The sequence below is a fragment of the Hungatella sp. SL.1.14 genome (genome assembly GCF_024460495.1).
Lineage (GTDB): Bacteria > Bacillota > Clostridia > Lachnospirales > Lachnospiraceae > Hungatella > Hungatella hathewayi.
The window spans coordinates 133,271-155,957 of the sequence record NZ_JANFYJ010000004.1 but is presented as its reverse complement, the minus strand read 5'-3'; the positions used below and the strand labels follow the sequence as shown (position 1 = coordinate 155,957).

The 22,687-nt window shown below is 49.5% G+C and carries 24 protein-coding genes and 1 other RNA gene; 23 read left to right on the top strand and 2 right to left on the bottom strand.

Annotation, left to right across the window (positions count from 1 at the left end):
- Positions 1-71 precede the first annotated feature (71 nt).
- On the top strand, positions 72-1,463 hold the full coding sequence (locus tag NE473_RS06140) for a lipase family alpha/beta hydrolase (protein WP_081034845.1): 1,392 nt from the start codon (positions 72-74) through the stop codon (positions 1,461-1,463).
- 76 nt (positions 1,464-1,539) lie between these two features.
- Here NE473_RS06140 and ssrA read toward each other — a convergent pair.
- Positions 1,540-1,882, bottom strand: a transfer-messenger RNA (tmRNA) gene (ssrA, locus tag NE473_RS06135).
- Between the two features lie 155 nt (positions 1,883-2,037).
- On the opposite strand from ssrA, the gene NE473_RS06130 reads away from it, so the two are divergent.
- Genes NE473_RS06130 through NE473_RS06115 form a run of 4 tightly spaced genes read left to right on the top strand, consistent with a single transcriptional unit; the run spans position 2,038 to position 3,724 of the window.
- Positions 2,038-2,418, top strand: coding sequence for a hypothetical protein (locus NE473_RS06130; RefSeq protein ID WP_022031363.1), 381 nt, complete (start codon positions 2,038-2,040; stop codon positions 2,416-2,418).
- A gap of 57 nt (positions 2,419-2,475) precedes the next feature.
- On the top strand, positions 2,476-2,694 hold the full coding sequence (locus tag NE473_RS06125) for a YdbC family protein (protein ID WP_022031362.1): 219 nt from the start codon (positions 2,476-2,478) through the stop codon (positions 2,692-2,694).
- A gap of 56 nt (positions 2,695-2,750) precedes the next feature.
- Positions 2,751-3,155, top strand: a complete 405-nt coding sequence (locus tag NE473_RS06120; RefSeq protein ID WP_006777456.1) for an ACT domain-containing protein — start codon at positions 2,751-2,753, stop codon at positions 3,153-3,155.
- 20 nt (positions 3,156-3,175) lie between these two features.
- On the top strand, positions 3,176-3,724 hold the full coding sequence (locus NE473_RS06115) for a GNAT family N-acetyltransferase (protein WP_055649767.1): 549 nt from the start codon (positions 3,176-3,178) through the stop codon (positions 3,722-3,724).
- A gap of 17 nt (positions 3,725-3,741) precedes the next feature.
- Here the strand turns inward: NE473_RS06115 and NE473_RS06110 are convergent, their stop codons facing one another.
- Entirely contained in the window at positions 3,742-3,888 is a 147-nt protein-coding gene (locus NE473_RS06110) for a DUF6019 family protein (protein WP_006777454.1), read from the bottom strand.
- A 302-nt stretch (positions 3,889-4,190) separates the two neighbouring features.
- Here NE473_RS06110 and NE473_RS06105 point away from each other — a divergent pair, with 302 nt between their 5' ends.
- The 18 genes from NE473_RS06105 to NE473_RS06020 all read left to right on the top strand — a co-directional run bounded on the left by NE473_RS06105 (position 4,191) and on the right by NE473_RS06020 (position 22,687).
- Positions 4,191-4,337, top strand: a complete 147-nt coding sequence (locus tag NE473_RS06105) for a hypothetical protein (RefSeq protein WP_006777452.1) — start codon at positions 4,191-4,193, stop codon at positions 4,335-4,337.
- A gap of 203 nt (positions 4,338-4,540) precedes the next feature.
- Positions 4,541-5,044, top strand: coding sequence for a MarR family winged helix-turn-helix transcriptional regulator (locus NE473_RS06100; RefSeq protein WP_055649766.1), 504 nt, complete (start codon positions 4,541-4,543; stop codon positions 5,042-5,044).
- 1 nt (position 5,045) lies between these two features.
- On the top strand, positions 5,046-6,785 hold the full coding sequence (locus NE473_RS06095; RefSeq protein WP_055649765.1) for an ABC transporter ATP-binding protein: 1,740 nt from the start codon (positions 5,046-5,048) through the stop codon (positions 6,783-6,785).
- Positions 6,785-8,659: an ABC transporter ATP-binding protein gene (locus NE473_RS06090; protein ID WP_055649764.1), complete on the top strand. Its 1,875-nt coding sequence runs from the start codon at positions 6,785-6,787 to the stop codon at positions 8,657-8,659. Before NE473_RS06095 ends, NE473_RS06090 begins: the two co-directional genes overlap by 1 nt.
- A 278-nt stretch (positions 8,660-8,937) precedes the next feature.
- Entirely contained in the window at positions 8,938-9,264 is a 327-nt protein-coding gene (locus NE473_RS06085; protein WP_055649763.1) for a PadR family transcriptional regulator, read from the top strand.
- Positions 9,251-9,841 carry a DUF1700 domain-containing protein gene (locus NE473_RS06080; RefSeq protein WP_022031356.1) on the top strand — a complete coding sequence of 197 codons (591 nt, stop codon included), beginning with the start codon at positions 9,251-9,253 and terminating at the stop codon, positions 9,839-9,841. The genes NE473_RS06085 and NE473_RS06080 overlap by 14 nt, the downstream gene beginning before the upstream one ends.
- On the top strand, positions 9,838-10,911 hold the full coding sequence (locus tag NE473_RS06075; RefSeq protein WP_055649762.1) for a DUF4097 family beta strand repeat-containing protein: 1,074 nt from the start codon (positions 9,838-9,840) through the stop codon (positions 10,909-10,911). The genes NE473_RS06080 and NE473_RS06075 overlap by 4 nt, the downstream gene beginning before the upstream one ends.
- Positions 10,912-11,105: 194 nt before the next feature.
- The gene (locus NE473_RS06070; RefSeq protein WP_055649834.1) at positions 11,106-11,867 is read left to right on the top strand and encodes a copper homeostasis protein CutC; all 762 of its coding nucleotides are present in this window, start codon (positions 11,106-11,108) and stop codon (positions 11,865-11,867) included.
- A gap of 426 nt (positions 11,868-12,293) precedes the next feature.
- Positions 12,294-13,616, top strand: a complete 1,323-nt coding sequence (gene rsxC / locus NE473_RS06065) for an electron transport complex subunit RsxC (protein WP_022031353.1) — start codon at positions 12,294-12,296, stop codon at positions 13,614-13,616.
- 11 nt (positions 13,617-13,627) lie between these two features.
- Positions 13,628-14,551: an RnfABCDGE type electron transport complex subunit D gene (locus tag NE473_RS06060; protein WP_022031352.1), complete on the top strand. Its 924-nt coding sequence runs from the start codon at positions 13,628-13,630 to the stop codon at positions 14,549-14,551.
- 1 nt (position 14,552) lies between these two features.
- Positions 14,553-15,173 carry an RnfABCDGE type electron transport complex subunit G gene (locus NE473_RS06055; RefSeq protein ID WP_006775795.1) on the top strand — a complete coding sequence of 207 codons (621 nt, stop codon included), beginning with the start codon at positions 14,553-14,555 and terminating at the stop codon, positions 15,171-15,173.
- A gap of 11 nt (positions 15,174-15,184) precedes the next feature.
- A complete protein-coding gene (rsxE, locus tag NE473_RS06050; RefSeq protein ID WP_006775794.1) occupies positions 15,185-15,976 on the top strand; it encodes an electron transport complex subunit RsxE in 792 nt (263 codons plus the stop codon).
- A gap of 12 nt (positions 15,977-15,988) precedes the next feature.
- Positions 15,989-16,564 carry an electron transport complex subunit RsxA gene (rsxA, locus tag NE473_RS06045; RefSeq protein WP_006775793.1) on the top strand — a complete coding sequence of 192 codons (576 nt, stop codon included), beginning with the start codon at positions 15,989-15,991 and terminating at the stop codon, positions 16,562-16,564.
- 15 nt (positions 16,565-16,579) lie between these two features.
- Positions 16,580-17,368, top strand: coding sequence for an RnfABCDGE type electron transport complex subunit B (locus NE473_RS06040; protein ID WP_006775792.1), 789 nt, complete (start codon positions 16,580-16,582; stop codon positions 17,366-17,368).
- Between the two features lie 330 nt (positions 17,369-17,698).
- Complete coding sequence (locus NE473_RS06035) at positions 17,699-19,222, top strand: serine hydrolase (protein WP_055649761.1); 1,524 nt, start codon at positions 17,699-17,701, stop codon at positions 19,220-19,222.
- Between the two features lie 418 nt (positions 19,223-19,640).
- Complete coding sequence (locus NE473_RS06030; protein ID WP_022031350.1) at positions 19,641-20,882, top strand: ABC transporter substrate-binding protein; 1,242 nt, start codon at positions 19,641-19,643, stop codon at positions 20,880-20,882.
- A gap of 60 nt (positions 20,883-20,942) precedes the next feature.
- The gene (locus tag NE473_RS06025) at positions 20,943-21,863 is read left to right on the top strand and encodes a carbohydrate ABC transporter permease (RefSeq protein WP_055649760.1); all 921 of its coding nucleotides are present in this window, start codon (positions 20,943-20,945) and stop codon (positions 21,861-21,863) included.
- Positions 21,864-21,865: 2 nt separating this feature from the next.
- Positions 21,866-22,687, top strand: a complete 822-nt coding sequence (locus tag NE473_RS06020; protein WP_022031349.1) for a carbohydrate ABC transporter permease — start codon at positions 21,866-21,868, stop codon at positions 22,685-22,687.

The window sequence follows — 22,687 nt, the reverse complement described above, 5'->3', positions numbered from 1 at the left end:
CTTTCGGGCAGCCTGTGAACACGGTGAATGGATTGGATAGAAAACGAAAGAAAAGGGAGGGCGGGAAACTCGTGAAGGCGAAAAAAGTGTTAAAGAGGCTGTACCTGGGAGTGATGATCGCGGCGGTATCGAATCTTCCTCTGCTGGTTTACGGCATGTTTACCGGACGTCTCCTGGAAGAAACGGTTCCGGCACAGCCTGCTGCGGCCGTAATGGGGGCCATCCTCTTAAGCATTTGCTGGTTATACTTTAATATAAGGCCGTACCGCGACAGAAACCACGCCGGCCTGCGTCTGGTCATCATGCGCGGCGGCCGTACTCTGGGCTTTGCTGCGATTTACGGCATCGCGGTTCAGTGTCTGGTTATTATGATCCTCTATCCGCGTCTGCTTCACGGCAATGCAGATGCGGCCGGGTGGCCGGCGGGAATTCTGATCGGCAATACGGTATTTGCCGCCGCGGCTCTTCTGGTTCTTCTCTGGAATGGAATTCTGAGGATGTATCTTACCTCGGCGCGTCTCCGTGTGAGGATGCGGGTTTTAATGCTGTTGGCCATGTGGATTCCGGTTGTCAATCTGGCGGTTCTTATCCACGCCATGCGCCTGGTGCGGGCAGAGTACGATTATGCCTGTTATAAAGAAGCGGTCAGATCGACCCGTGCGGAATCAGATCTGTGCCGGACGAAGTATCCGCTCATCATGGTACACGGTATCGGTTTCCGCGATCTTCATTACTTTAACTATTGGGGAAGAATTCCGCGTGAACTGGTGCGATATGGGGCGTCTGTCTACTATGGCAATCAGGAGGCCCTGGGAACCATTGCCTGTAATGCAGAGGACATTCGAAAGAAAATTCTGGAGGTGGTGGAGGAGACCGGCTGTGAAAAGGTCAATATTATCGCACACTCCAAGGGGGGACTGGATGCGCGCTACGCTATCAGTAAACTGGGGATGGCGCCTTACACGGCGTCGCTCACGACAGTCAGCACGCCGCATCACGGCTGCCGGTTCGTCGATTACGCCATCCGCCTTCCGGAAGGTCTCTACCGTCTGGTCGCCAGATGTTTCGACCGGACGTTTTCCAGATTTGGGGATAAAAATCCGGATTTTTATACGGCGACTCATCAGTTTTCCATAGCGTCCAGCAGGGCGTTTAACGAGTCGGTTTCCGATGTACCCGGCGTCTTCTACCAGAGCTATGCCTCGAAGATGCGCGACTGTTTCAGCGATCCGCTGCTGTGGATTCCTTACTGTCTCATAAAGCCTCTGGAAGGCGATAATGACGGTCTTGTAAGCACGGAATCCGCCCGTTGGGGAGAGTTCCGCACCGTGTTTGCCAGCAGCGGTCACCGCGGAATCTCCCACGGGGATATGATCGATTTAAAACGGGAAGATTATAAAGGCTTCGATGTGGTGGAGTGCTACGTCCAGATCGTTTCAGAACTGGCTGGAAAAGGATTCTAGTAGCAGGCTTCCGTGAGACCCACCGAAAGACACAAAAACAGCTCTCCAACCGGAGAGCTGTTTTATATGAAAAGCTGAGTGGAGTAGACGGGATTTGAACCCGTGTCCAAAAACCAATTCCCTGTTCTTCTACTATCATAGTCAGTTGTTTTACATTCCCTCTGTCACCCGAAAACTGACACCCTGGTGAGTTCAGTAGCTTCATCATACGCCCATATGCTCAAAGCTTTGCATAAGTCGTTTCTCACATCGTCGATGCCGGATTCTTAAGGTGTGAGTGCCCTAAGGCCGACAAGCAGCATTAAGCTGCCAGTGCTAATTCGTTATTGTTAGCGTTTATATTTAAGTTTGCCATTTAACGCATCGCATGCGGATAGCTTCACCAGCTGCATGGCCCCTGTCGAAACCAGTACTACCCCGGACTGGTGCCTCTTTTGAGGTATCCTTATACTAGCACGAAACAGGAATGGTGTCAAGGGCTAAGCTGTTACAATTGACAGATTATGAAAAGACTGATATTCTGAATGTACACGGCCTTAAACTCAGGACTATGGATCAGCATATGGAGGCGATTATGATTAAATTAATGGGAATTACCATAGAAAGCAGGGAGGAGCAGAGAAAGCGGGAAGAGGAAGCGCTGTATCGCTATTTCCGTTACGGTGCAAAGCACAGAAACAAGGTGGGAAGACTGCTGGAAGAGCTGATTCCGGGCGAGAAGCGGGAACATCTGCTTCTGTATTATCTGCAGATCAAGGATGCCATGGAGGCGTGCGGGTCGCAGGATTTCGATGAAGCAGTAACACGTATGCCCTCCAAATCCCGGATTATAACCGTCAATAAAACGGTTCATCAGTACTATAAAGCGGTCATGGAGGCAGATGCCGGCATGGACGAGGATCTGGTGCTTCCGTCGGCGGATGAAATACGTAAGAGCGTGGAGCAGAGCTTCTGAAAGGCCAGAGGGCTGGCCGTATGGCCGCATTCATAAAAGAAGAAAGAGGAGCAGAGGATGGCAGATATTAAATATGATATTGTAAAAGAGCTTGGCGTGCTGTCCGAGAACGCCAAAGGCTGGAGAAAAGAAGTGAATTTAATCAGCTGGAACGGCGGGGTCCCCAAGTATGATATCCGTGACTGGGCGCCGGAACACGAAAAGATGGGAAAGGGAACGACTCTGTCCGAGGAGGAGATTAAAAAACTGAAAGAGATTCTGGGTGAAATCCTGTAAAGTGACAGAGATACCCTGGACGGCAAGGCAAAGCAAACAATCAGGAGGATAAGAAAATGCTGAAGCAATTATCGATTTACGCAGAAAACAGAAAGGGAACATTTAAGCATGTCACCGGAATCCTTGAGGAGGAAAACATTAATATCCTTGGTTCTGTAACCAATGACAGCGCAGAGTACGGCATTATCCGTATGGTTGTATCCGCTCCGGACAAGGCGGTGGCGGCACTGGAAAAAGCGGACTATTTGTGCAAGCTTACCGATGTGGTAGGGGTCGAGATGGCGGATGAAGTAGGAAATCTTCATCATCTGTTAATGGCTCTCTCAGAGAGCAATATCAATGTGGATTACGTTTACTTATCGTTTAACCGCGATTCCAATAAACCGATCCTGATTTTCCATGCGGATGATATCCGGGCGGTTGAGGCGTGTCTGGCGGCAAAAGGGTTTACCGTTGTTTAGCAAAAATACGAGGGATGTGTATGAGAGCAGAGGAAGAAATCATAGATCTTGGCGGACCGCAGCTTCTTCTTAGAAATGCAGAAGAGGAAGATGCTGAAATGTTGTTGGATTTCTTAAAGACGACATGCGGTGAAACCAGATATTTAGTAAAAGAACCGGAAGAGATCGATTTAACGCTGGAGGACGAGCGGACCTTTATACGTAATCAGAATGAGTCAGATCAGAATATCATGCTTCTCGGATTTATAGATGGGGAGTACGCCGGTAATTGTTCCCTGATGGGGATGGGAGCTGCCAGATTTAAGCATCGCGCCAGCCTTGGAATCGCATTGTATCAAAAGTATACCGACCGCGGCATCGGAAAGGCCATGATCGGGAAACTCATTGAAATTGCGAGAGAGCATAACCTGGAGCAGATCGAGCTGGAAGTCGTAGCTGATAATCAGAGAGCGGTATCCCTCTACAGGAAGATGGGATTTGAAATTTTTGGAACCTTACCAAACAATATGAAGTATCAGGATGGTACTTATGCAGATGCATATTGGATGATGAAGTCTATCAGGCGTTAGATAAACAGCGTTATTTACTACGGCTGGTCCTTGTGAATCTCCTTATAGGCTTCTAAAATACCATTTTTAACGGCCATTTTCACTAAGAAATATCCCAGGATAAAAAAGACAACAGGTACAGCTATAATAACTATGATGTAGATAATCCAAAATAAACTGTTCATCCATGCAGCCCTCCTTTTCGATAACAATATAGTTCACAGCATCATTGTAGAGGAATGCTCAAAGAAAAACAAGTATCAAAAGTATTACGATTTATAAAAATATAAAGCCTGCAATGAGAAACAGGATCACGTTTGCAATGAAAGAATATTTAAAAGACTTCCCGTGATTACTTTCAGCGTTTTATTAAGATAGTCAACAGGCCAAATAAAAAGATGGGGCTGCCAGGATCCGCCGAAAAAAGTGGTCATAACAGGCACATTTCCTGCATAAACTATAACAGAATGATAAGGGAGGAAAAACCATGACGATTTATCCTGTTTGTACAAGCCTGATGAGATACCGTTTGTTTGTAAACTGTATGGAGCGCTACTATCGCTATAAAATGAAGCGGCCCTGCTTCCTCATAATGCAGAACAGCAGGTGGACCGTGGTTACGCTGGACATGTGACAGCGGCTTTACAATCTCTACATAATATATAGAAATGACAAAGAGGGGCCGGGGGGCCTCTTTTTTCTTTTTACAGTTCACAAAATTTTCATAATTATCCTATTGTATTCTTTATAGAGTAAGAGTATAATACCTAATTATTAATTAGCTAACTATCACATAACTAATTATTTACCATATGATGAAGAAAGGGGTGGAAAACAATGAAATCTTGTGGCAGCGGACCGTGTCATGACAGCGAGTGGCTGAAATCTCCGGCACATCGCGTGCTGACGCAGTATATCAGGATTATGAAGCTTCACCGGAGTATTCTGGAGCAGCGGCTGAATAAGACAGGGGTCTACAGAAGTCAGCATCAGATTCTGACAGCAATGGCGGAGCATCCGAACACGTCTCAGAAGGAGCTGGCGGAGTATTTAAACGTCACTGCGGCAACGGTCGCGGTGTCGGTGAAAAAACTGGAGAAGGGCGGTTATATCACGAGGATCGTGGATCAGGAGGATAACCGCTATAATAAGCTCTGCCTGACGGAAGAAGGACGCGATGTGGTGGAACACAGCCGCCAGTTCTTTAAAAACGTGGAAAACCAGATGTTTCTCGGCTTTACAGAGGAAGAGTTTCAGATCATGGAAGGGTATCTGGAGCGCGTTTATGCGAATTTGTCCGACATAACGGCAAAAACAATGACAAAAAGGGAGGATTCATAACGTGAAGCGATACTGGAAATATATAAAGCCCTATTGGGGCGCATTTCTGCTGGCACCGCTTTTGATGCTGACAGAAGTATTTGGTGAGATCATGCTTCCCAAGCTGATGTCACTGATTATCAACAATGGCGTGGCGAACAGAGATACCAGCTATATCATCGCCGTAGGCGGCGTGATGGTGGTTACGGCCTTCGTTATGGCTGCTGGCGGAATTGGAGCGGCCTATTTCTCATCGAAGGCATCCATCTGTTTCAGCTCCGATTTAAGAAAAGATGTATTTGACAAGGTACAGCAGTTTTCATTTAAGAACATCGATGATTTCAGCAGCGGTTCTCTTGTGACCAGACTGACCAACGATATTCAGCAGATCCAGAATGTGCTGATGATGAGTCTTCGTCTGATGTTCCGCGCACCGGGCATGCTGATCGGCGGTCTGATTATGGCGTACTTAATGAACAGTCGCCTTGTGACGATTCTGCTGGTTGTGATTCCGCTGCTCCTGCTTGCCATCGCTGTCATCTTAAGAACCGCATTCCCCCGGTTTGAGGTAATGCAGAAGAAGATTGACCGGTTAAACTCAGGAGTTCAGGAAGCGCTTACCAATGTACGGGTTATCAAGTCTTTCGTTCGGGAAGATTATGAGGAGGAAAAATTCCGCCGTACCAACGAAGACTTAAAGGAAGGCAGCCTGCGGGCCATGAAGATCGTAATCGCCACCATGCCTGTCATGATGCTGGCCATGAATGTTACGACGCTGGCCGTCGTGTGGTACGGCGGAAACTTAATCATCGGCGGTTCCATGCCGGTAGGCGATTTGACCGCGTTTACCACCTATATTGTCCAGATTCTGATGTCCTTAATGATGGTATCCATGGTATTTTTGCAGGCATCCCGTGCCATGGCGTCGTTAAAGCGTGTGAGAGAGGTCCTGGATACGGAGATTGATCTGACGGATGAGCACGCGGCAAGAAAAGACGCCGTAGTCACAGAGGGACGGATCGAGTTTAGAGATGTCTGTTTCCAGTATGCGAAGGACACCGACGAGCTGGTGCTGGATCATATTAATTTTACTGCCAATCCGGGAGAGACCATCGGTATCATCGGTTCCACGGGAAGCGGAAAGACCTCACTCGTTCAGCTGATCCCCAGGCTCTATGACGCGGACAGCGGCCAGGTGCTGGTGGATGGCATCGATGTCCGGGATTATTCAATCCGGAATTTGAGAGAGGGCGTCGGCATGGTACTTCAGAAAAATGTCCTGTTCTCCGGCACGATTGCTGAAAACCTGCAGTGGGGCAATGAGGATGCGACCATGGAGGAGATCCGTGCAGTTGCCGAGAGCGCCCAGGCGGATGGATTCGTCACCTCTTTTCAGGATGGATATGAGATGGACTTGGGCCAGGGCGGCGTCAACGTTTCCGGAGGCCAGAAGCAGAGGCTCTGTATCGCTCGGGCCCTGTTAAAGAAACCGAAGATCCTGATTCTGGATGACAGCACATCAGCAGTGGATACGGCTACGGAGGCAAAGATCCGCGAGTGCTTCCAGACTACCTTAAAAGAAACGACAAAGTTTATTATCGCCCAGAGAATCGGTTCCGTGGAGAGTGCGGATAAGATTATCGTTCTGGATGAAGGTATGATTGTGGGAATGGGAACCCACGAAGAACTGATTAAGACCTGCGAAGCTTACCAGGAAATTTACTATTCACAGAGAGACCGGGAGAAGGAGGCGAGCGCATAATGGACAATCAGAAACGGGTAGAGAGTTTAAAACGGCGCTACGGCAGGAATGTAGCCCCGGCAAAGCGCCGCGGTCCCATGGGCGGCCCGGGACACGGCAGACAGCACGGGAAGGGCGGTATGCCGAAAAACAGCAAAGAGACCATCAGACGCCTGCTGTCCTACTTAAATGGCTACAGGCTTCACATGGGTCTGGCATTTTTCTGTGTCATTGTCAATACAGTGGCAACCCTGGCCGGTTCCTATATGCTGAGGCCGATTATCAATAAATATATCGCTCCCATGGACGGAAGCCGGGGAAGCATTTCCGGCCTGGCCGGTTCGCTGGTCTTTATGGCGGCCATCTATCTGATCGGCGTTGCAGCCAACTATGCGCAGTCGAGAGTCATGCTGACCGTAGCCCAGAACGCGCTGCAGAAGATCAGAGATGAGCTTTTTACGAAGATGCAGAAGCTGCCGGTACGTTTTTACGATACGAATAATAATGGTGACCTGATGAGCCGATTTACAAACGACGTGGATACCGTAGGGCAGATGCTGAGCAGCACCCTGGTACAGTTGTTTTCCGGCGCCTTAAGCATCATCGGTACGCTGGCGCTGATGATTTATACCAATATCTGGCTGACGCTGGTAACCGTATTTATGATTCCGCTGATGATGAAGGCAGGCGGTTATGTGGCGGGCAAGAGCCAGAAGTATTTCTCCGCACAGCAGACCTCCCTCGGTGCCGTCAACGGTTATATCGAGGAGACGATCAGCGGACAGAAGGTAGTAAAAGTCTTCTGCCACGAGGACATAGCGGAAGAAGAGTTTGAAATTTTAAATGAGGACCTGCGGGACAACATGATCAAGGCACAGTTCTTCGGCGGCATGATGGGGCCGGTCATGAGTAATTTAAGCCAGTTAAACTATACGCTGACAGCAGCAATCGGCGGTCTGCTCTGTGTTTTAAGAGGATTTGACGTCGGCGGACTCACCGTATTTTTAAACTTTTCCAGGCAGTTCTCCAGGCCGATCAACGAGATCTCCATGCAGATCAGCAACGTATTCTCGGCTCTGGCCGGTGCGGAGCGTGTGTTTGCGGTTATGGACGAGGAGCCGGAGCCGGTGGATGACGGCGATGCGGCGGTGCTGGATCCGATGAAGGGGTATGTGGAACTGAAGAACGTCACTTTCGGCTACAATCCGGATAAGACGATTCTTAAGGACATCAGCCTCTATGCGAAGCCGGGCCAGAAGATCGCCTTTGTAGGCTCCACGGGAGCAGGTAAGACGACGATTACCAATCTGTTAAACCGGTTCTACGATATTCAGAGCGGTTCCATTACCATCGACGGCGTCAATATCTGTCACATCAGCCGCGATAATCTGCGTCACAATATCGCCATGGTTCTTCAGGATACCCATCTGTTTACGGGGACGGTTATGGAGAATATCCGGTACGGCAGGCTGGACGCCACCGACGAGGAGGTAATCCAGGCGGCTAAGACGGCTTCGGCATACTCCTTTATCATGCGTCTGCCGCACGGCTTCGATACCGTGCTGGAAGGCGACGGAGCGAATTTAAGCCAGGGTCAGAGACAGCTTTTAAATATAGCCAGAGCGGCTATTTCCAAGGCTCCGATTCTGATTTTGGATGAAGCGACCAGCTCCGTTGACACCCGCACAGAGAAGCACATCGAGCACGGCATGGACCGTCTGATGGCGGACAGAACCACATTTGTCATTGCCCACCGGCTTTCTACCGTGCGCAACGCCAACGCAATCATGGTGCTGGAGAACGGAGAGATCATCGAGCGGGGCGATCATGAGGATCTGCTGGCTCAGAAGGGACGGTATTACGAACTCTATACCGGCTTAAAGGAACTGGATTAACGGCCTTGGACACAGCACGGCGCATAAATAAATACAGATGAATCAGACAGGAAGCAGACGGACGCGAAGCCGGTATACGGCAGCGTCCCGTCTGCTTTTTTTGCGGCGGAGGCAGCCGGTGTCCCTTCAAAGCTTTAGAATTACTTAAGAAAAAGCATAGTTTATTATTAGATATATACGTTGACAATATATATTATATGAAATATAATATAGGAAAATGAAATATATACGCCGGATCTTACAGAAGGATCAGAGGTGAGGAGAGGAGGCGGGATGAGATGGTGTATCAGTTGACACCGGCGCTGCTGGATGCCATGGTACTGGCGATTGCGGAGGGCGAAGATGCATACGGCTATATGATTGCCCAGCGGCTTAAGAACATCGCGAGCCAGAAGGAGTCCTCCCTGTACCCGGTTTTGAAGCGGCTTTTGGAGGCCGGGCTGCTGGAGACATACGATCAGGAGTACCAGGGAAGAAACAGGAGATACTACAGGATTACAGAGGAAGGCAGAAGACGGCTTGCGTTCTACAGGAAAGAGTGGGACGAGTTTAAAGCTGCAGCGGATGAAATTCTCGTCGGAGGTGAACAGGATGAACAGGAATGAGTATATGAAGGAGCTGGAGCAGGCGCTGAAGCGTCTTCCGAAGGCGGAACGGGAGGAGGCTCTTTCCTATTATAACGAATATTTTGATGACGCGGGACCGGAACGGGAAGCGGAAGTGATGGAAGAACTGGGAGATGCAAAAGGGATTGCAGCTCAGATCGTAAAGGAAGTTGCACTGAAGCGCCTGGCGGAGCCGAAACCGGAGAAGGCTGCCAGGAAAGGCTTATCCACACTCTGGATCGTTCTTCTGGCACTGTGCGCCGCACCGATTGGCCTGCCGCTTTTGCTGGCTGTCGTCATCTTTGGTCTGGCTATGGTTATTATGGTTTTTTCCATATTTGCGGCCCTTCTTATCTGCGGAGTGGTTTTTGTGGCTGTTGGAATCGTGAGCGCTGTGGCGGGAATCTATTTCCTTCCAGCCCAGATGGCCAGCGGAATCTTTATTCTGGGCACGGCCTTGGGAGAATCCGGAGTGGGACTGCTTTTGATCTGTGCCGGCTGCGCAAGCTGTAAGTATATTTACCGGGGCATGGCCGGATTTACAAAAAGACTGCTGACAAGGGGGGATAAGTCATGAATAAAGTAATGCGCGGTACGCTGGCGGCAGCGGGTATCTGTATCGTGGCCGGGCTGGGACTGTCGCTGGCCGGATTCGTCATGGGCGGGGAACCGGGCTTCTGGATCGGCCGCAGCGGGCTCTATACCAACCGGGAGGTGAGAACTAAGAATGCCGGGAAGCTGGTAGAGCTGGAGAAAACGGAGCTTGATCCGTTCACCTCCATGGACGTCAGGGCAGACTATGGCAGCATTACCGTAAAACCCTCCGGAGATGATTCCTGTTATCTGGAATACAGCCTGTATGTAAGAGATAAGGACCCTGTATACACGGTGAAGAACGGAATCCTGACCTTTACCTGCATTCCTGATGCAAATTCCAGTGAGACATGGGGATCAGCCGGCTTTTTCGTGGTAAATACAGCAGACGTACATGAGAGTGGAAGTCTGACGATCTACGTGCCGGAGAACACCCCCATGAATACAGTCAAACTTTATACCAGTAACAGCGACGTCGTCTATGCCGGACCGGATGCCGGGACCTTGGATCTCACATCCAAATACGGCAGCATCAGGCTAAACGGCGTGAAGGCCGAGTCAGCGTTTCTCACCGCTTCAGATGGAGTGATCCGCTGCTCGGACGGGACCTTTACATCACTCGATATCATTAACAAATACGGAGACACCAGCCTGGAGAGAATCAATTCTGACCGGTTGGATATAGAGGCATCCGACAGCCGGATTACCATGATGGACCTTGTATCAAAAAATATTTCCGTGGTTAACAATTACGGAAGTATCAAAAGCAGCGCGGTCGCGGCGGATTCCCTAAGCGTAGAGCAGTCTGACGGCACCTGCGATATCAAGATGGCAGACATTAAAAACGGTACCTTTATAAATAAGTACGGAGACATCAAACTGGAACTGACAGGCACGGAGACAGAGTATAATTACGATCTGACAATGAAGTACGGCAATATCCGGCTCAACGGCAGAAGCCTGGAGGGCGAAGACTTAAGAGAACATAATGGAGCAGAAAAAAATATCATTATGACGGCAAATGACGGATCCATGCGGATTACGACGAAGTAGCCGATCAGGCACAGGAAAAAGAGGCGGAGCGTATCTGCCTCTTTTTCCTGCGTCAGGAACTGCCGTAAAAATTGACAGGGCATTTTCAACCTGATATACTGTCTCTGTGTGGCGTACACGAACCGGAGGAGAGGCGCAGGCTGGGAAAATGCGCACTCTTTCCGGCAGAAGCCAATGGAGAAAGGAAGGAAAGCATGGGACAAATTACGGTGGAAATCTGCTGCGGGAGTTATTTTGACGCGCTGGAGGCGGCAGCCGGCGGCGCGGAGAGAATCGAATTAAACAGCGCGCTGGCGCTGGGAGGGCTGACCCCTTCCATGGCCGAGCTTCTGCTGGTAAAACGGGAAACACCCTTAAAGGTAATCGCCATGGCGAGACCGCGGGGCGCCGGTTTCTGTTATGGCGTGTCTGATTTTAAACAGATGTTTTTTGACTGTCAGATGATGATGGGACACGGGGCGGACGGAATTGCATTTGGGTGCCTGAAGGCGGACGGAACCATCGATTTATCTCAGACGGAGCTGATGGTGAAGGCCATTAAGGACAAAGGCGGAGAAGCCGTATTCCATCGGGCCTTCGACTGTGTGAAGGATCCGTTTCAGGCGGCGGAGCAGCTGATTTCGCTGGGGGTTGACCGGATTCTGACCAGCGGACTGAAAAGTAAGGCCCCCGATGGCTGGAGACTGCTAAAGGAACTGCAGGAACGGTTTGGGGAGCGAATCGAGATACTGGCCGGCAGCGGCATCCATGCAGGCAATGCGGGAGAACTGGCGGAAAAAACGGGCGTCCGGCAGCTTCACAGTTCCTGTAAGGACTGGATCGCCGATCCAACCACGGTGGGGGAGGATGTGTCGTATTCCTATGCGGATTCTGACCATGCATCGTGTTTTGAGGTGGTAGCCCGGGACAAGGTGGCAGAACTGCTCGCGGCAGTCAGGAAGCTGGATATTTATTAAATTTTCTAATATATAACTGCCTCGATGACCTTAAAAAATATTTGGTTTCTTTCGTCCTTTCTGAAAGAAAATTGGAGAAATGAATAAAAATTTCACAATAGTAACCGGCAGAGCAGAACGGATTTGTCGAATAAAAAGGGAAACGGCGGCACTGCGGCAGAAATATTTTAAGATGATTGTATTTATATAAATACATAACATAACCTGGGTTAATAAGTTTTGTCATAAAATTAACAGGGATTGGAGACAAATCTACCCTGCATTTATCTGATAAATGGAAGAATTTCCATAAAGAACACAGTATACAATGTGTAAGTTTCAATTGTTTCGATTCCTGAATTATGTTATACTGTACAAGATGGCAAAATTGAGGTTGCGATATTTTGCCGGGAGAGATTAAGAATGTATAGAAAGAGGGTTAGTTAGATGGGTTTGGCTACATTTAAAGGCGGCATCCACCCTTACGAGGGGAAGGAACTGTCGGAGAGTAAACCAGTATCGGTACTGCAGCCAAAAGGCGAGATGGTTTTCCCGCTGTCCCAGCATATTGGCGCGCCGGCGAAGCCACTTGTGGCGAAGGGCGACCATGTATTAGTTGGACAGAAGATCGGTGAGCCGGGTGGATTTATATCGGCTTGTGTCATCAGTTCCGTTTCCGGAACGGTGAAGGCTCTGGAACCGAGAATGGTTGCAAACGGCGCCATGGTGCCTTCCATCATTGTAGAGAATGATGGCAAATATGAGACGGTGGAGGGCTTCGGCAGGGACCGTGATCCGAAGACTTTATCCAAGGAAGAGATCCGTAATATTGTAAAAGAGGCAGGCATCGTTGGTCTGGGAGGAGCAGGTTTCCCGACCCATGTTAAGCTGACGCCAAAGGATGAGTCCGCGATTGACACGATCATCGTAAACGGCGCGGAGTGTGAACCGTATTTGACTTCGGATTACCGCATGATGCTGGAAGAACCGGAAAGCATTGTCAAGGGATTAAACGTCATCCTTTCGCTGTTCGACAACGCCAAAGGGGTCATCGGTATTGAGAACAACAAACCGGAGGCTATCAAAAAGATGACGGAGCTGGTCAAGGATGAACCGAGAATTACGGTATGTCCGCTCCTCACCAAGTACCCGCAGGGCGGTGAGCGTTCCCTGATCTATGCGGTTACAGGCAGAAAGATCAATTCCTCCATGCTTCCGGCTGACGCCGGCTGTATCGTGGACAACGTGGATACGGTTATTTCCATTTATAATGCGGTCTGCAAGACAACCCCTCTGATCCGCAGGATCATTACCGTGACGGGAGATGCGATTGCCAGCCCGCAGAACTACAGTGTGCGGGTTGGAACCAGCTACAAAGAGCTCTTAGAGGCTTCCGGCGGCTTTAAGACAGAACCGGAAAAAGTGATTTCCGGCGGCCCTATGATGGGACAGGCGCTGTTTAACCTGGAGATCCCGGTGACGAAGACCTCATCCGCACTTACAGCTATGACAAAGGATGAGGTGGCAGTTCATGCTCCTTCCGCCTGTATCCGCTGCGGAAGATGCGTAAGTGTCTGTCCGAGCCATGTGGTTCCCCAGATGATGATGGACGCGGCGGAACGTTCCGATATCGAGCGTTTTACCGCATTGAATGGTATGGAATGCTGCGAATGCGGCTGCTGTACGTATGTGTGTCCTGCAAAGAGGCCTTTAACCCAGGCCTTTAAGGAAATGCGTAAAGTGGTTGCGGCAAGCAGAAAGAAAGCGTAGGAGGGTGAAGAATGAGTAAATTATTAAACGTATCATCATCACCTCATGTCAGGGACCAGGTAACAACAAGTAATATCATGCTGGATGTTGCGATTGCCATGATTCCTGCGACTGCGTATGGTGTATATCAGTTCGGAATAAAAGCGGCACTTGTGATTCTTGCAACAGTACTCTCCTGTGTGCTCAGCGAATACGTGTATGAGACACTCATGGGAAAACCGGTAACGATCAGCGACGGAAGCGCCCTGGTAACGGGTATGATCCTGGCGCTCAACATGCCGCCAGGCATCCCGCTGTGGATTCCGGTACTGGGCGGTATCTTCGCTATTATTGTTGTAAAGCAGTTATACGGCGGCCTTGGCCAGAACTTCATGAACCCGGCTCTGGCGGCCAGATGTTTCTTACTTATTGCATTTGCGGGCAAGATGACTACCTTCACATACAATGATGTGGTAGTAAGCCCCACACCGCTCGCAGCCTTAAAGGCAGGCCAGGCAGTGGATATTCCGGCCATGTTCATCGGTAAAATACCGGGAACCATCGGCGAGGTATCCGTGATCGCCCTGCTGATCGGCGCAGCTTACTTATTAATCAAGAAGGTCATTACCATCCGGATTCCGGCGGCCTACTTAATCACCTTTGCTGTCTTCGTGTTTATTTTCGGACAGCAGGATTTCACATATGTTCTCGCTCACTTATGCGGCGGCGGTATCATTTTCGGTGCGTTCTTTATGGCTACCGATTATGTGACCAGCCCGATTACACCGAAGGGACAGATCCTGTTCGGTATTCTCTTAGGTGTGCTGACCGGACTTTTCCGTTTGTTTGGAGGATCCGCAGAGGGCGTTTCCTATGCGATTATCATCAGCAATATTCTGGTGCCGCTGATTGAGAAGATTACCCTTCCAAAGGCGTTTGGAAAGGAGGGCAAGTAAGATGAAAAAAGGCGGATTCATGAAAGACGCATGGATTTTATTTGCAATTACCCTGATTTCCGGTCTGCTTCTCGGCGCTGTGTATCAGATCACCAAGGTGCCGATTCAGATGGCTGAGGCAAAGGAAAGCCTTCATAAATATCAGATGGCCTATCCGGATGCGACAGATTTCCTGTTTGACCAGGCGATTCAGGATCAGGTAGTGCTTTCAAAGGAGACTTTGAAGGAACAGAAGCCTGAGTACGGCAATGTGGAGGTGACCGTGGCATTAAAGGCGGTAGACGCTTCCGGCAATGTGATCGGCCATATTATAACGGCTTCTTCTGACGACAGCTACGGCGGTACCGTCAAGGTTTCTGTCGGTATTACAAACGAAGGAAAGATTACCGGCGTGGAGCTGCTGGAGATCAGCGATACACCGGGTCTTGGCATGAAGGCGACAGAGCCTGCATTCAAGGATCAGTACAAAGATAAGACAGTTGAAGAATTTACTGTGACGAAGACGGGCAGCACTTCCGATTCCGAGATCAACGCGATCAGCGGTGCGACCATCACTTCAAACGCAGTGACTCATGCAGTAGATGCGGCTCTTTACTTCGCAGCTAACTGCATACCGCAATAGGAGGTGGGATCATGAATAAATGTACAGAACGTTTATATAACGGCATCGTAAAAGAGAACCCTACCTTCGTCCTGATGCTGGGCATGTGTCCGACGCTGGCCGTAACGACTTCGGCCGTCAACGGACTGGGTATGGGACTTTCCACAACCGTGGTTTTGATGTTTTCCAATATGCTCATCGCGGCGCTTCGCAAGATTATTCCCGACCGTGTCAGGATTCCTGCATACATCGTCATCGTGGCAACCCTTGTTACCATTGTGCAGCTGCTTTTACAGGCCTACGTGCCAAGCTTAAATGCGGCTTTGGGTATCTATATTCCGTTAATCGTGGTAAACTGTATCATCCTTGGCCGTGCGGAGTCGTACGCCTCCAAGAATCCGGTGATGGCATCTACCTTCGACGGAATCGGCATGGGTCTTGGATTTACCGTCGCCTTAACCTGTATCGGTCTCGTGCGTGAGATCCTGGGAGCGGGTGCATTCTTCGGACATGTGATTATTCCGGAGGATTTCCATATTTCCATCTTTATTCTGGCTCCGGGCGCGTTCTTCGTGCTGGCTGTCTTAACAGCGCTCCAGAATAAGTTCAAGGCTCCATCGGCCACCAACGGTTCCGTTCCCCAGTCCAGACTGGCGTGCGGCGGCGACTGTATGAACTGTTCCGGCTCTTCCTGTATGTCCAACCATGAGATTCTGGAGACAAGAAAGAGACAGGCAGAGGAGGATGCCCTGGCATCGAAGAAAGCCGATCTGGCTAAGAAGGAAGCGGAATTAAAGGCCGCTACCTCGAAAAAAGAAGAATAGGAGGATGGATAGATGAAAGAATTGTTTTTAATCGCGGTAGGCTCAGCACTCGTGAATAACGTAGTCTTAAGCCAGTTCCTCGGTTTATGTCCATTCCTTGGCGTTTCCAAGAACGTAAAAACTTCTGCAGGCATGGGCGCAGCCGTTATTTTCGTAATTACCATCGCATCGTTTGTAACAAGCGTGATTTACAAGGGGATTCTGGTCAGCTTAAACCTGGAATTCTTACAGACTATTGTGTTTATCCTGGTCATCGCCGCACTCGTACAGTTTGTGGAGATGTTCTTAAAGAAGTCCATGCCGCCGCTCTATGAGGCGCTGGGCGTGTATCTGCCCCTGATTACGACCAACTGTGCCGTACTCGGTGTGGCATTAACCAACGTACAGAAGTCTTACAGCATTTTAGAGAGCGTGATCAACGGCGTCGGTACTTCCGTTGGATTTACCATCGCCATCGTAATGCTGGCCGGTGTGCGCGAGAAAATTGAGCATAACGATGTTCCGTATTCCTTCCAGGGATCACCGATCGTGCTCATCACCGCGGGACTGATGGCAATCGCGTTTTTCGGATTTTCCGGATTAATTTAGGGGGAGGAGACGAAAATGATAACAGGTATTATCATAGCGGCAGCCGTAGTAGGGATCCTCGGTATTCTGATTGGTGTCTTCTTAGGTGTGGCCAGCGAAAAATTTAAAGTAGAAACAGATGAAAAAGAGATTCTCGTGCGCAATGAGCTGCCGGGCAATAACTGCGGCGGCTGCGGATATGCGGGCTGTGACGCTCTGGCTAAGGCAATCGCCGCCGGTGAAGCGGCCGTGGATGCCTGTCCGGTAGGCGGAGCAGCGGCAGCGGGAAGAATCGGCGCCATCATGGGTGTGGACGGCGGAAACGCAGTGAAGAAAGTGGCTTTTGTAAAGTGTAAAGGTACCTGCGATAAGACGAAGGTTCAGTACAACTATTACGGTATGGACGACTGCAGGAAGATCACAGTCGTACCGGGCGCCGGAGAGAAAGCCTGCGTCTACGGCTGTATGGGATATGGCTCCTGTGTGAAGGCCTGCGCCTTCGACGCCATTCACGTGGTTGACGGTGTGGCTGTTGTCGATAAGGAGAAATGTGTGGCCTGCGGCAAATGTGTGGCCTCCTGTCCGAACCATTTGATCGAGCTCGTGCCGTATACGGCGGAGCACCTCGTTCAGTGCAGCTCCCATGACAAGGGCAAAGATGTAAAGGCAAAATGTGAATCAGGCTGTATCGCCTGTACCTTATGCACGAAGCAGTGTGAGTTCGATGCCATCCACATGGATAATAATGTGGCGGTAATCGACTATGAGAAGTGTACCAACTGCGGGAAGTGCGCGGCGAAATGTCCGGTTAAGGTTATTGTTTAACAAATATTAGCAAGGATTCTCCCATCCTCTAAGGTGGTGAGCGTGGATTGAAACAATTTGATTCTGTATTTATAAAAACAGTGCGGACTGCTGTACTGTGGAGAAGCGGAGTGCCGGAGACGGTGCTCCGCTTTTTACCGTTTTAGAAAAAATATCAAAAGCTTCTTGACAAATATAACTGTAACGAGTACTATTACAGTATAAACTGTAATTAAAAAAGTAACAGTAACCAGATCACGCAGTTTTTAAAGACGAGTAACCGCCAAAACTACATCAACGGCAGGAAGCACAGCCGCTACAGTGGTACCCGGCTTGGAAAAGGAGCATTGAATGAACACGAGAGAACACACAGAGAGGAAGATGAGAGGCAGCGCGGATGTATCGTATCTTGGAGAAACCGTGGATGAGATGGTATGGGAATTTATGAAGGAACAGGAGATTCCGGGTCTGACCCTGGCGATCGTTCAGGCGCCCTATATTCCGCGGGTGGTGGGATACGGCTTTTCGGATGCCGGGCAGAAACGTCTTGCCTCTGTAAATACCCTGTGGCCGGCAGGCCCTGTTTCCCAGGGGTATGCGGCTGTGGCGATTATGCAGCTTTATGAGGCGGGAAGCGTGGAGTTAGATGTACCAGCCTCTGACTATGTGGAGGGACTTCCGGAACACTGGAAGAATATTACCGTCCGCCAGTTGATTCACCATGCCTCGGGACTGGCAGATTACAGGAATCAGGAAGGCTTCAGTCTCTTAAGAGAGTGGACATTTGAGGAACTGAAAGCTCTGATGGCCGATCTTCCCCTCCGGTTTGAGCCGGGAACAGAGGTGGAACAGAGTGCTGCAAACTTCCTTCTTCTAACAGAGGTCGTTGAAAAGGTAAGCGGAATGACGTATCAGGAATTTGTGAAGAAAAACCAGTTTGAGCTGCTGGGCCTGAAACATACCTCATTTTCTGACGGCCTGGCGGACTTCCGCCAGGAGGACTTATCACTGAGCGAATACGTACACCAGATATTCAAGACAGACGGCCGGTATATTGACCCGGCAGAGACTGCAGTCAGTTACGGGAGTGACGGAAGCGTATATCCGCAGCTGCATTCCTCTGCGCTCCGCGGTTTTGGTGATGTGTGGGCGTCGGCACAGGATATCTCCTTCTGGGATATCGGCCTTGCGGGCGGCATTCTGATCAAAAAGCCGGAGAACCGGGCGGTGCTTTATGCTCCGTGGACGCTTCCGGATGGCCGTACCGTTTGGGGCAGTGCCGGATGGCAGTTTTACCATCACAGAGGACTGATGGATATCAAGGGTTCTGTGCCGGGCTTCTCCTCATTTCTAAGCCGATTTACCCATCCGGAGGAACTGGTCTGTGTCACCCTTCTGGCAAATAAAGAGGGAGTGGATTTTACGAATCTGGGAAGAAAGATCGCCGGTGCGTTTGGCGATCTGCTGTCCACGAACTACGATGACAACCGGCTCTTTTTGATGGAAGGACAATTTTCGGCAGACGAGACGGCGGAGCGTCTTGAGAAGCAGCTGAAAACTCTGGACATTCCGGTATTTGCAAAGTTTGACCATGCGAAGAACGCGGCAGAGGCAGGGCTGGAACTGAGACCCACGACAGTGCTGGTATTCGGCGCGCCGAAGGTGGGGACCGGACTCATGCAGGCGGATCAGAGCATCGCACTGGAACTCCCTCTTAAGATTGCGGTTTGGGAGGATGAGGCCGGAAGTACCTGGCTGGCCTTTCCGAAGATGAAACAGGTGGCGGGGGAATATGGGCTGGAGAATCATCCCGTTGTGGGAAATATGCAGAAACTCCTGGAGAAACTTGTTAAACAGGCAGCAAATCTATATTAACGATTATGTAAAAACAGGTATGATGATTGATTGAAAGATGTCATATGGAAGATAAGGAGAAACAGAGAAAAACAGAGTGAAATAGAAGGGGCAGTCCTGAATAGAAGTTCAGGGCTGCCCTTTGCTTTCCGGTTCACCAGGTCTCTTTCAGAATGGTAATTTCCTGCAGCCGGGTAGCGCGGTAAAAAAATAAAATCAGGAAAGTAAAATAGTAAAATTTTACTTTGAAAAAAGCATAAAAGGTTTCGAAAAGGTGTTGGTAGTTAAAAAATAGTCATTTTTATTATAAAATATGCACAAAAAACAATTGCTAAAATCGTGCATAATATTGAAAATGTGATTTTTACTTAGTAAAATATTGAATATTTTACTAGAATGTGCTACGATGTATTTACCAAATGTTAAGGAGGAAAAATATATGAAAAAGAAAATTGCGGTGATTGCGGCTCTTTCTTTAGTGGCTGTGACGGTACTCAGCGGATGCGGATCGAAGGCCGACAGCCAGGCAAACGGCGGCAAGGTAAAGATTCGTTTTGCATCGTGGGACAATGCGGAAGATCTGGATAAACAGCAGGCACTGGTGGATCAGTTTAATGCCAGCCATGACGATATCGAGGTTGCACTGGAAGCTTACGGAAGCGAGTACGATACAAAGATCAGCGCCGGCATGGGATCGGGAGATACGCCGGACGTGCTCTACATGTGGGATTACCCGTCCTATTACGAGGGCCTGGAACCGCTGGATTCCTACATAGAAAAAGAGGGGGCGGACTATAAGAACAACTTCTATGATGCTCTGTGGCCATATAACTCCAAGGGAGATTCGGTCTACGGCATTCCGGTAGGTTTTACCACACACGCGCTGTTTTATAATAAGGACATCTTTGCACAGGCAGGAGTTGCTGAGCCGACCAATGACTGGACGTGGGATGACTTAATGGCGGCTGCAAAGACAATTACCGAGAAGGTAGACGGCGTGAAGGGCTTCTCCTTCCAGATGAAGCCGGATCCCTACGATTATGAGATGTACTTATGGAGCAACGGAACTGCTTTTGTGGATCAGGACGGAAATCTGGATGGAAACTTAAATTCGGAGAAAGCGATCGAGGCAGTCTCCATGTTCCAGAACATGGAGAAGGACGGATACGCCATCGCCACGGAGAAGAATGGTACAGACGAGTTCCGAAGCAGCCAGACGGCAATGTATATCTACGGAGCATGGTCGATTGCCTCTTTCGATGAAGACGGTTTAAATTATGGGATCGTCGATATCCCGGCATTTGCAGGCGCAGGACATGATTCCGTCAGTATCTTAAGCTCTTCAGGCGTTTCGATCTCCAAAGATTCCAAGCACAAAGATGCTGCATGGGAGTTCGTAAAGTACTGGACAGGCGAGGAGATGAACAAGGCCAGAATCGGATATGAACTTCCGGCTCTCAAGTCTGTCGTAGAGTCTGAGAAAATCCTGGAAGATCCGGCCAACGCTCCATTCTACTCCATGCTGGAGCAGAGCAGCGGTTACACGCCTGCCAGCTTTATTGTGGACAACTGGTCTGAACTGAAAGATACTCTGGACTTAACCTTTGAACGCGTTTATAACCCGAGTACCATGGAAGATCCGGCTGTCGTACTGAATGAGGCGGTATCCGAGATGCAGTAAACTGCAGGTATTCCCCGCGCCGGGCAGTCCCTCCGCGGGGAACTGAAATGGAGGTAAAATATGGAAAAGAAAAAATTCCCTGGAAAGGTAACTCCCTATCTCTTTATTCTGCCATGGATCATCGGGTTCATCGTCTTTACGGCGGGCCCTTTAATCCTGTCGCTGGTAATGAGCTTTTTTGACTGGCCGATCACATCCACCCCGACATTCCGGGGACTGGGGAACTATGTGGAGATGTTTACAAAAGATAAACAGTTTTACAAATCCCTGGTCATCACATTAAAATATGCCGCAATCTTCGTACCCCTTAACATGATAATTGCCCTGTTTCTGGCCATGCTGATCACGCAGCCGGTGAAGGGGGTTAAAATTTACAGAACGATCTTTTATATCCCGGCGGTTGTATCCGGCGTTGCCATCTCCATCATCTGGGGCTGGATCTTAAACGGAAACTACGGAGTGCTGAACTATCTGCTCTCTCTGCTGGGAATCGAGGGCCCCAACTGGCTGGTCGATCCTTCCTGGGCGCTTCTGGCCGTTATTCTGGCGAGTGCGTTTGGCGTAGGAACCATGATGCTGATTTTCTATACGGATATCAAGAGTATTCCCATCGATCTATACGAGGCGGCTTCCTTAGACGGCGCCAGTCCGGCGAGACAGTTCTTTTCCATCACACTGCCGATTATCACGCCAACCATTCTGTTTAACCTGATCACGTCGTTAATCAGCGCGTTCCAGCAGCTGACCCTCGTGATGCTGCTCACAAACGGAGGACCGTTGAAATCTACGTATTTCTATGGGATGTTTACCTACAATAATGCGTTTAAGCACCATAAGCTGGGATATGCAAGCGCCAACGCATGGGTGATGTTTGTCATTATCCTGTTTTTAACCGCCCTTGTATTCAAGTCCTCATCTGCATGGGTATTCTATGAGACCGAGGCCAGGAATTCGAAAAAAAACAGGAAAGGCAGGAAGTAACTATGAGTATGTCGAAGAAATCAAAGATCATTATCTACGTGCTTTTGACTCTGATGGCGCTGTATTTCCTGTCGCCGTTCATCTACATGCTGTTTACCACATTTAAGACGGAAGCGGAGGCCATCGCTTACCCTCCCAGACTGTTCCCGAAAAAATGGCTGGTGGATAACTACTTAAATGCATGGAAGGCACAGCCGTTCGGGCGGTATCTCTGGAACTCCATTCTGGTAACGGTTGGAACCACGGCAGGACAGATTTTATCCTGTTCTCTGGTGGCCTACGGATTTGCAAGATATCAGTTTAAAGGAAAAAACGTTCTGTTTATGATTCTGCTTTCCACGATGATGATTCCGTGGGATGTAACGATGATTCCGCAGTACATGGAATTTAAGATTTTTGGCTGGATCAACACGCTGAAGCCGCTGATTATCCCGGCCTGGTTCGGTTCCGCCTACTATATTTTCTTAATGAGGCAGTTCCTGATGGGAGTGCCGAAGGACTTTGAGGAGGCGGCCAGGATCGACGGCGCCAACGCATTTCAGATTTACTGGCGGATTTTCATGCCGATTATGAAGCCGCAGTTAATCTTAGTCGGCGTTCTGAACATGATTACCGTGTGGAATGACTACCTTGGACCGCTCATTTTCTTACAGGACAGGAGTAAATTTACCCTGGCTCTCGGGCTGGCATCCTTTAAGGGCGTTCACAGCACGCAGATTATTCCGATGCTCTGTATTACAGTCATCATGATTCTGCCTCCGATTATCGTATTCCTCTTTGCGCAGAAGCATATCGTGGAGGGAACAAGCGGAGCGATTAAATAA

Excerpts from the sequence above, each read along its gene's own strand:
- NE473_RS06130 (WP_022031363.1), top strand. The coding sequence starts at position 2,038 with ATGATTAAATTAATGGGAATTACCATAGAAAGCAGGGAGGAGCAGAGA.
- NE473_RS06125 (WP_022031362.1), top strand. The coding sequence starts at position 2,476 with ATGGCAGATATTAAATATGATATTGTAAAAGAGCTTGGCGTGCTGTCC.
- NE473_RS06120 (WP_006777456.1), top strand. The coding sequence starts at position 2,751 with ATGCTGAAGCAATTATCGATTTACGCAGAAAACAGAAAGGGAACATTT.
- NE473_RS06115 (WP_055649767.1), top strand. The coding sequence starts at position 3,176 with ATGAGAGCAGAGGAAGAAATCATAGATCTTGGCGGACCGCAGCTTCTT.
- NE473_RS06110 (WP_006777454.1), bottom strand. The coding sequence starts at position 3,888 with ATGAACAGTTTATTTTGGATTATCTACATCATAGTTATTATAGCTGTA.
- NE473_RS06105 (WP_006777452.1), top strand. The coding sequence starts at position 4,191 with ATGACGATTTATCCTGTTTGTACAAGCCTGATGAGATACCGTTTGTTT.
- NE473_RS06100 (WP_055649766.1), top strand. The coding sequence starts at position 4,541 with ATGAAATCTTGTGGCAGCGGACCGTGTCATGACAGCGAGTGGCTGAAA.
- NE473_RS06090 (WP_055649764.1), top strand. The coding sequence starts at position 6,785 with ATGGACAATCAGAAACGGGTAGAGAGTTTAAAACGGCGCTACGGCAGG.
- NE473_RS06085 (WP_055649763.1), top strand. The coding sequence starts at position 8,938 with ATGGTGTATCAGTTGACACCGGCGCTGCTGGATGCCATGGTACTGGCG.
- NE473_RS06080 (WP_022031356.1), top strand. The coding sequence starts at position 9,251 with ATGAACAGGAATGAGTATATGAAGGAGCTGGAGCAGGCGCTGAAGCGT.
- NE473_RS06075 (WP_055649762.1), top strand. The coding sequence starts at position 9,838 with ATGAATAAAGTAATGCGCGGTACGCTGGCGGCAGCGGGTATCTGTATC.
- NE473_RS06070 (WP_055649834.1), top strand. The coding sequence starts at position 11,106 with ATGGGACAAATTACGGTGGAAATCTGCTGCGGGAGTTATTTTGACGCG.
- rsxC (WP_022031353.1), top strand. The coding sequence starts at position 12,294 with ATGGGTTTGGCTACATTTAAAGGCGGCATCCACCCTTACGAGGGGAAG.
- NE473_RS06060 (WP_022031352.1), top strand. The coding sequence starts at position 13,628 with ATGAGTAAATTATTAAACGTATCATCATCACCTCATGTCAGGGACCAG.
- NE473_RS06055 (WP_006775795.1), top strand. The coding sequence starts at position 14,553 with ATGAAAAAAGGCGGATTCATGAAAGACGCATGGATTTTATTTGCAATT.
- rsxE (WP_006775794.1), top strand. The coding sequence starts at position 15,185 with ATGAATAAATGTACAGAACGTTTATATAACGGCATCGTAAAAGAGAAC.
- rsxA (WP_006775793.1), top strand. The coding sequence starts at position 15,989 with ATGAAAGAATTGTTTTTAATCGCGGTAGGCTCAGCACTCGTGAATAAC.
- NE473_RS06040 (WP_006775792.1), top strand. The coding sequence starts at position 16,580 with ATGATAACAGGTATTATCATAGCGGCAGCCGTAGTAGGGATCCTCGGT.
- NE473_RS06035 (WP_055649761.1), top strand. The coding sequence starts at position 17,699 with ATGAACACGAGAGAACACACAGAGAGGAAGATGAGAGGCAGCGCGGAT.
- NE473_RS06030 (WP_022031350.1), top strand. The coding sequence starts at position 19,641 with ATGAAAAAGAAAATTGCGGTGATTGCGGCTCTTTCTTTAGTGGCTGTG.
- NE473_RS06025 (WP_055649760.1), top strand. The coding sequence starts at position 20,943 with ATGGAAAAGAAAAAATTCCCTGGAAAGGTAACTCCCTATCTCTTTATT.
- NE473_RS06020 (WP_022031349.1), top strand. The coding sequence starts at position 21,866 with ATGAGTATGTCGAAGAAATCAAAGATCATTATCTACGTGCTTTTGACT.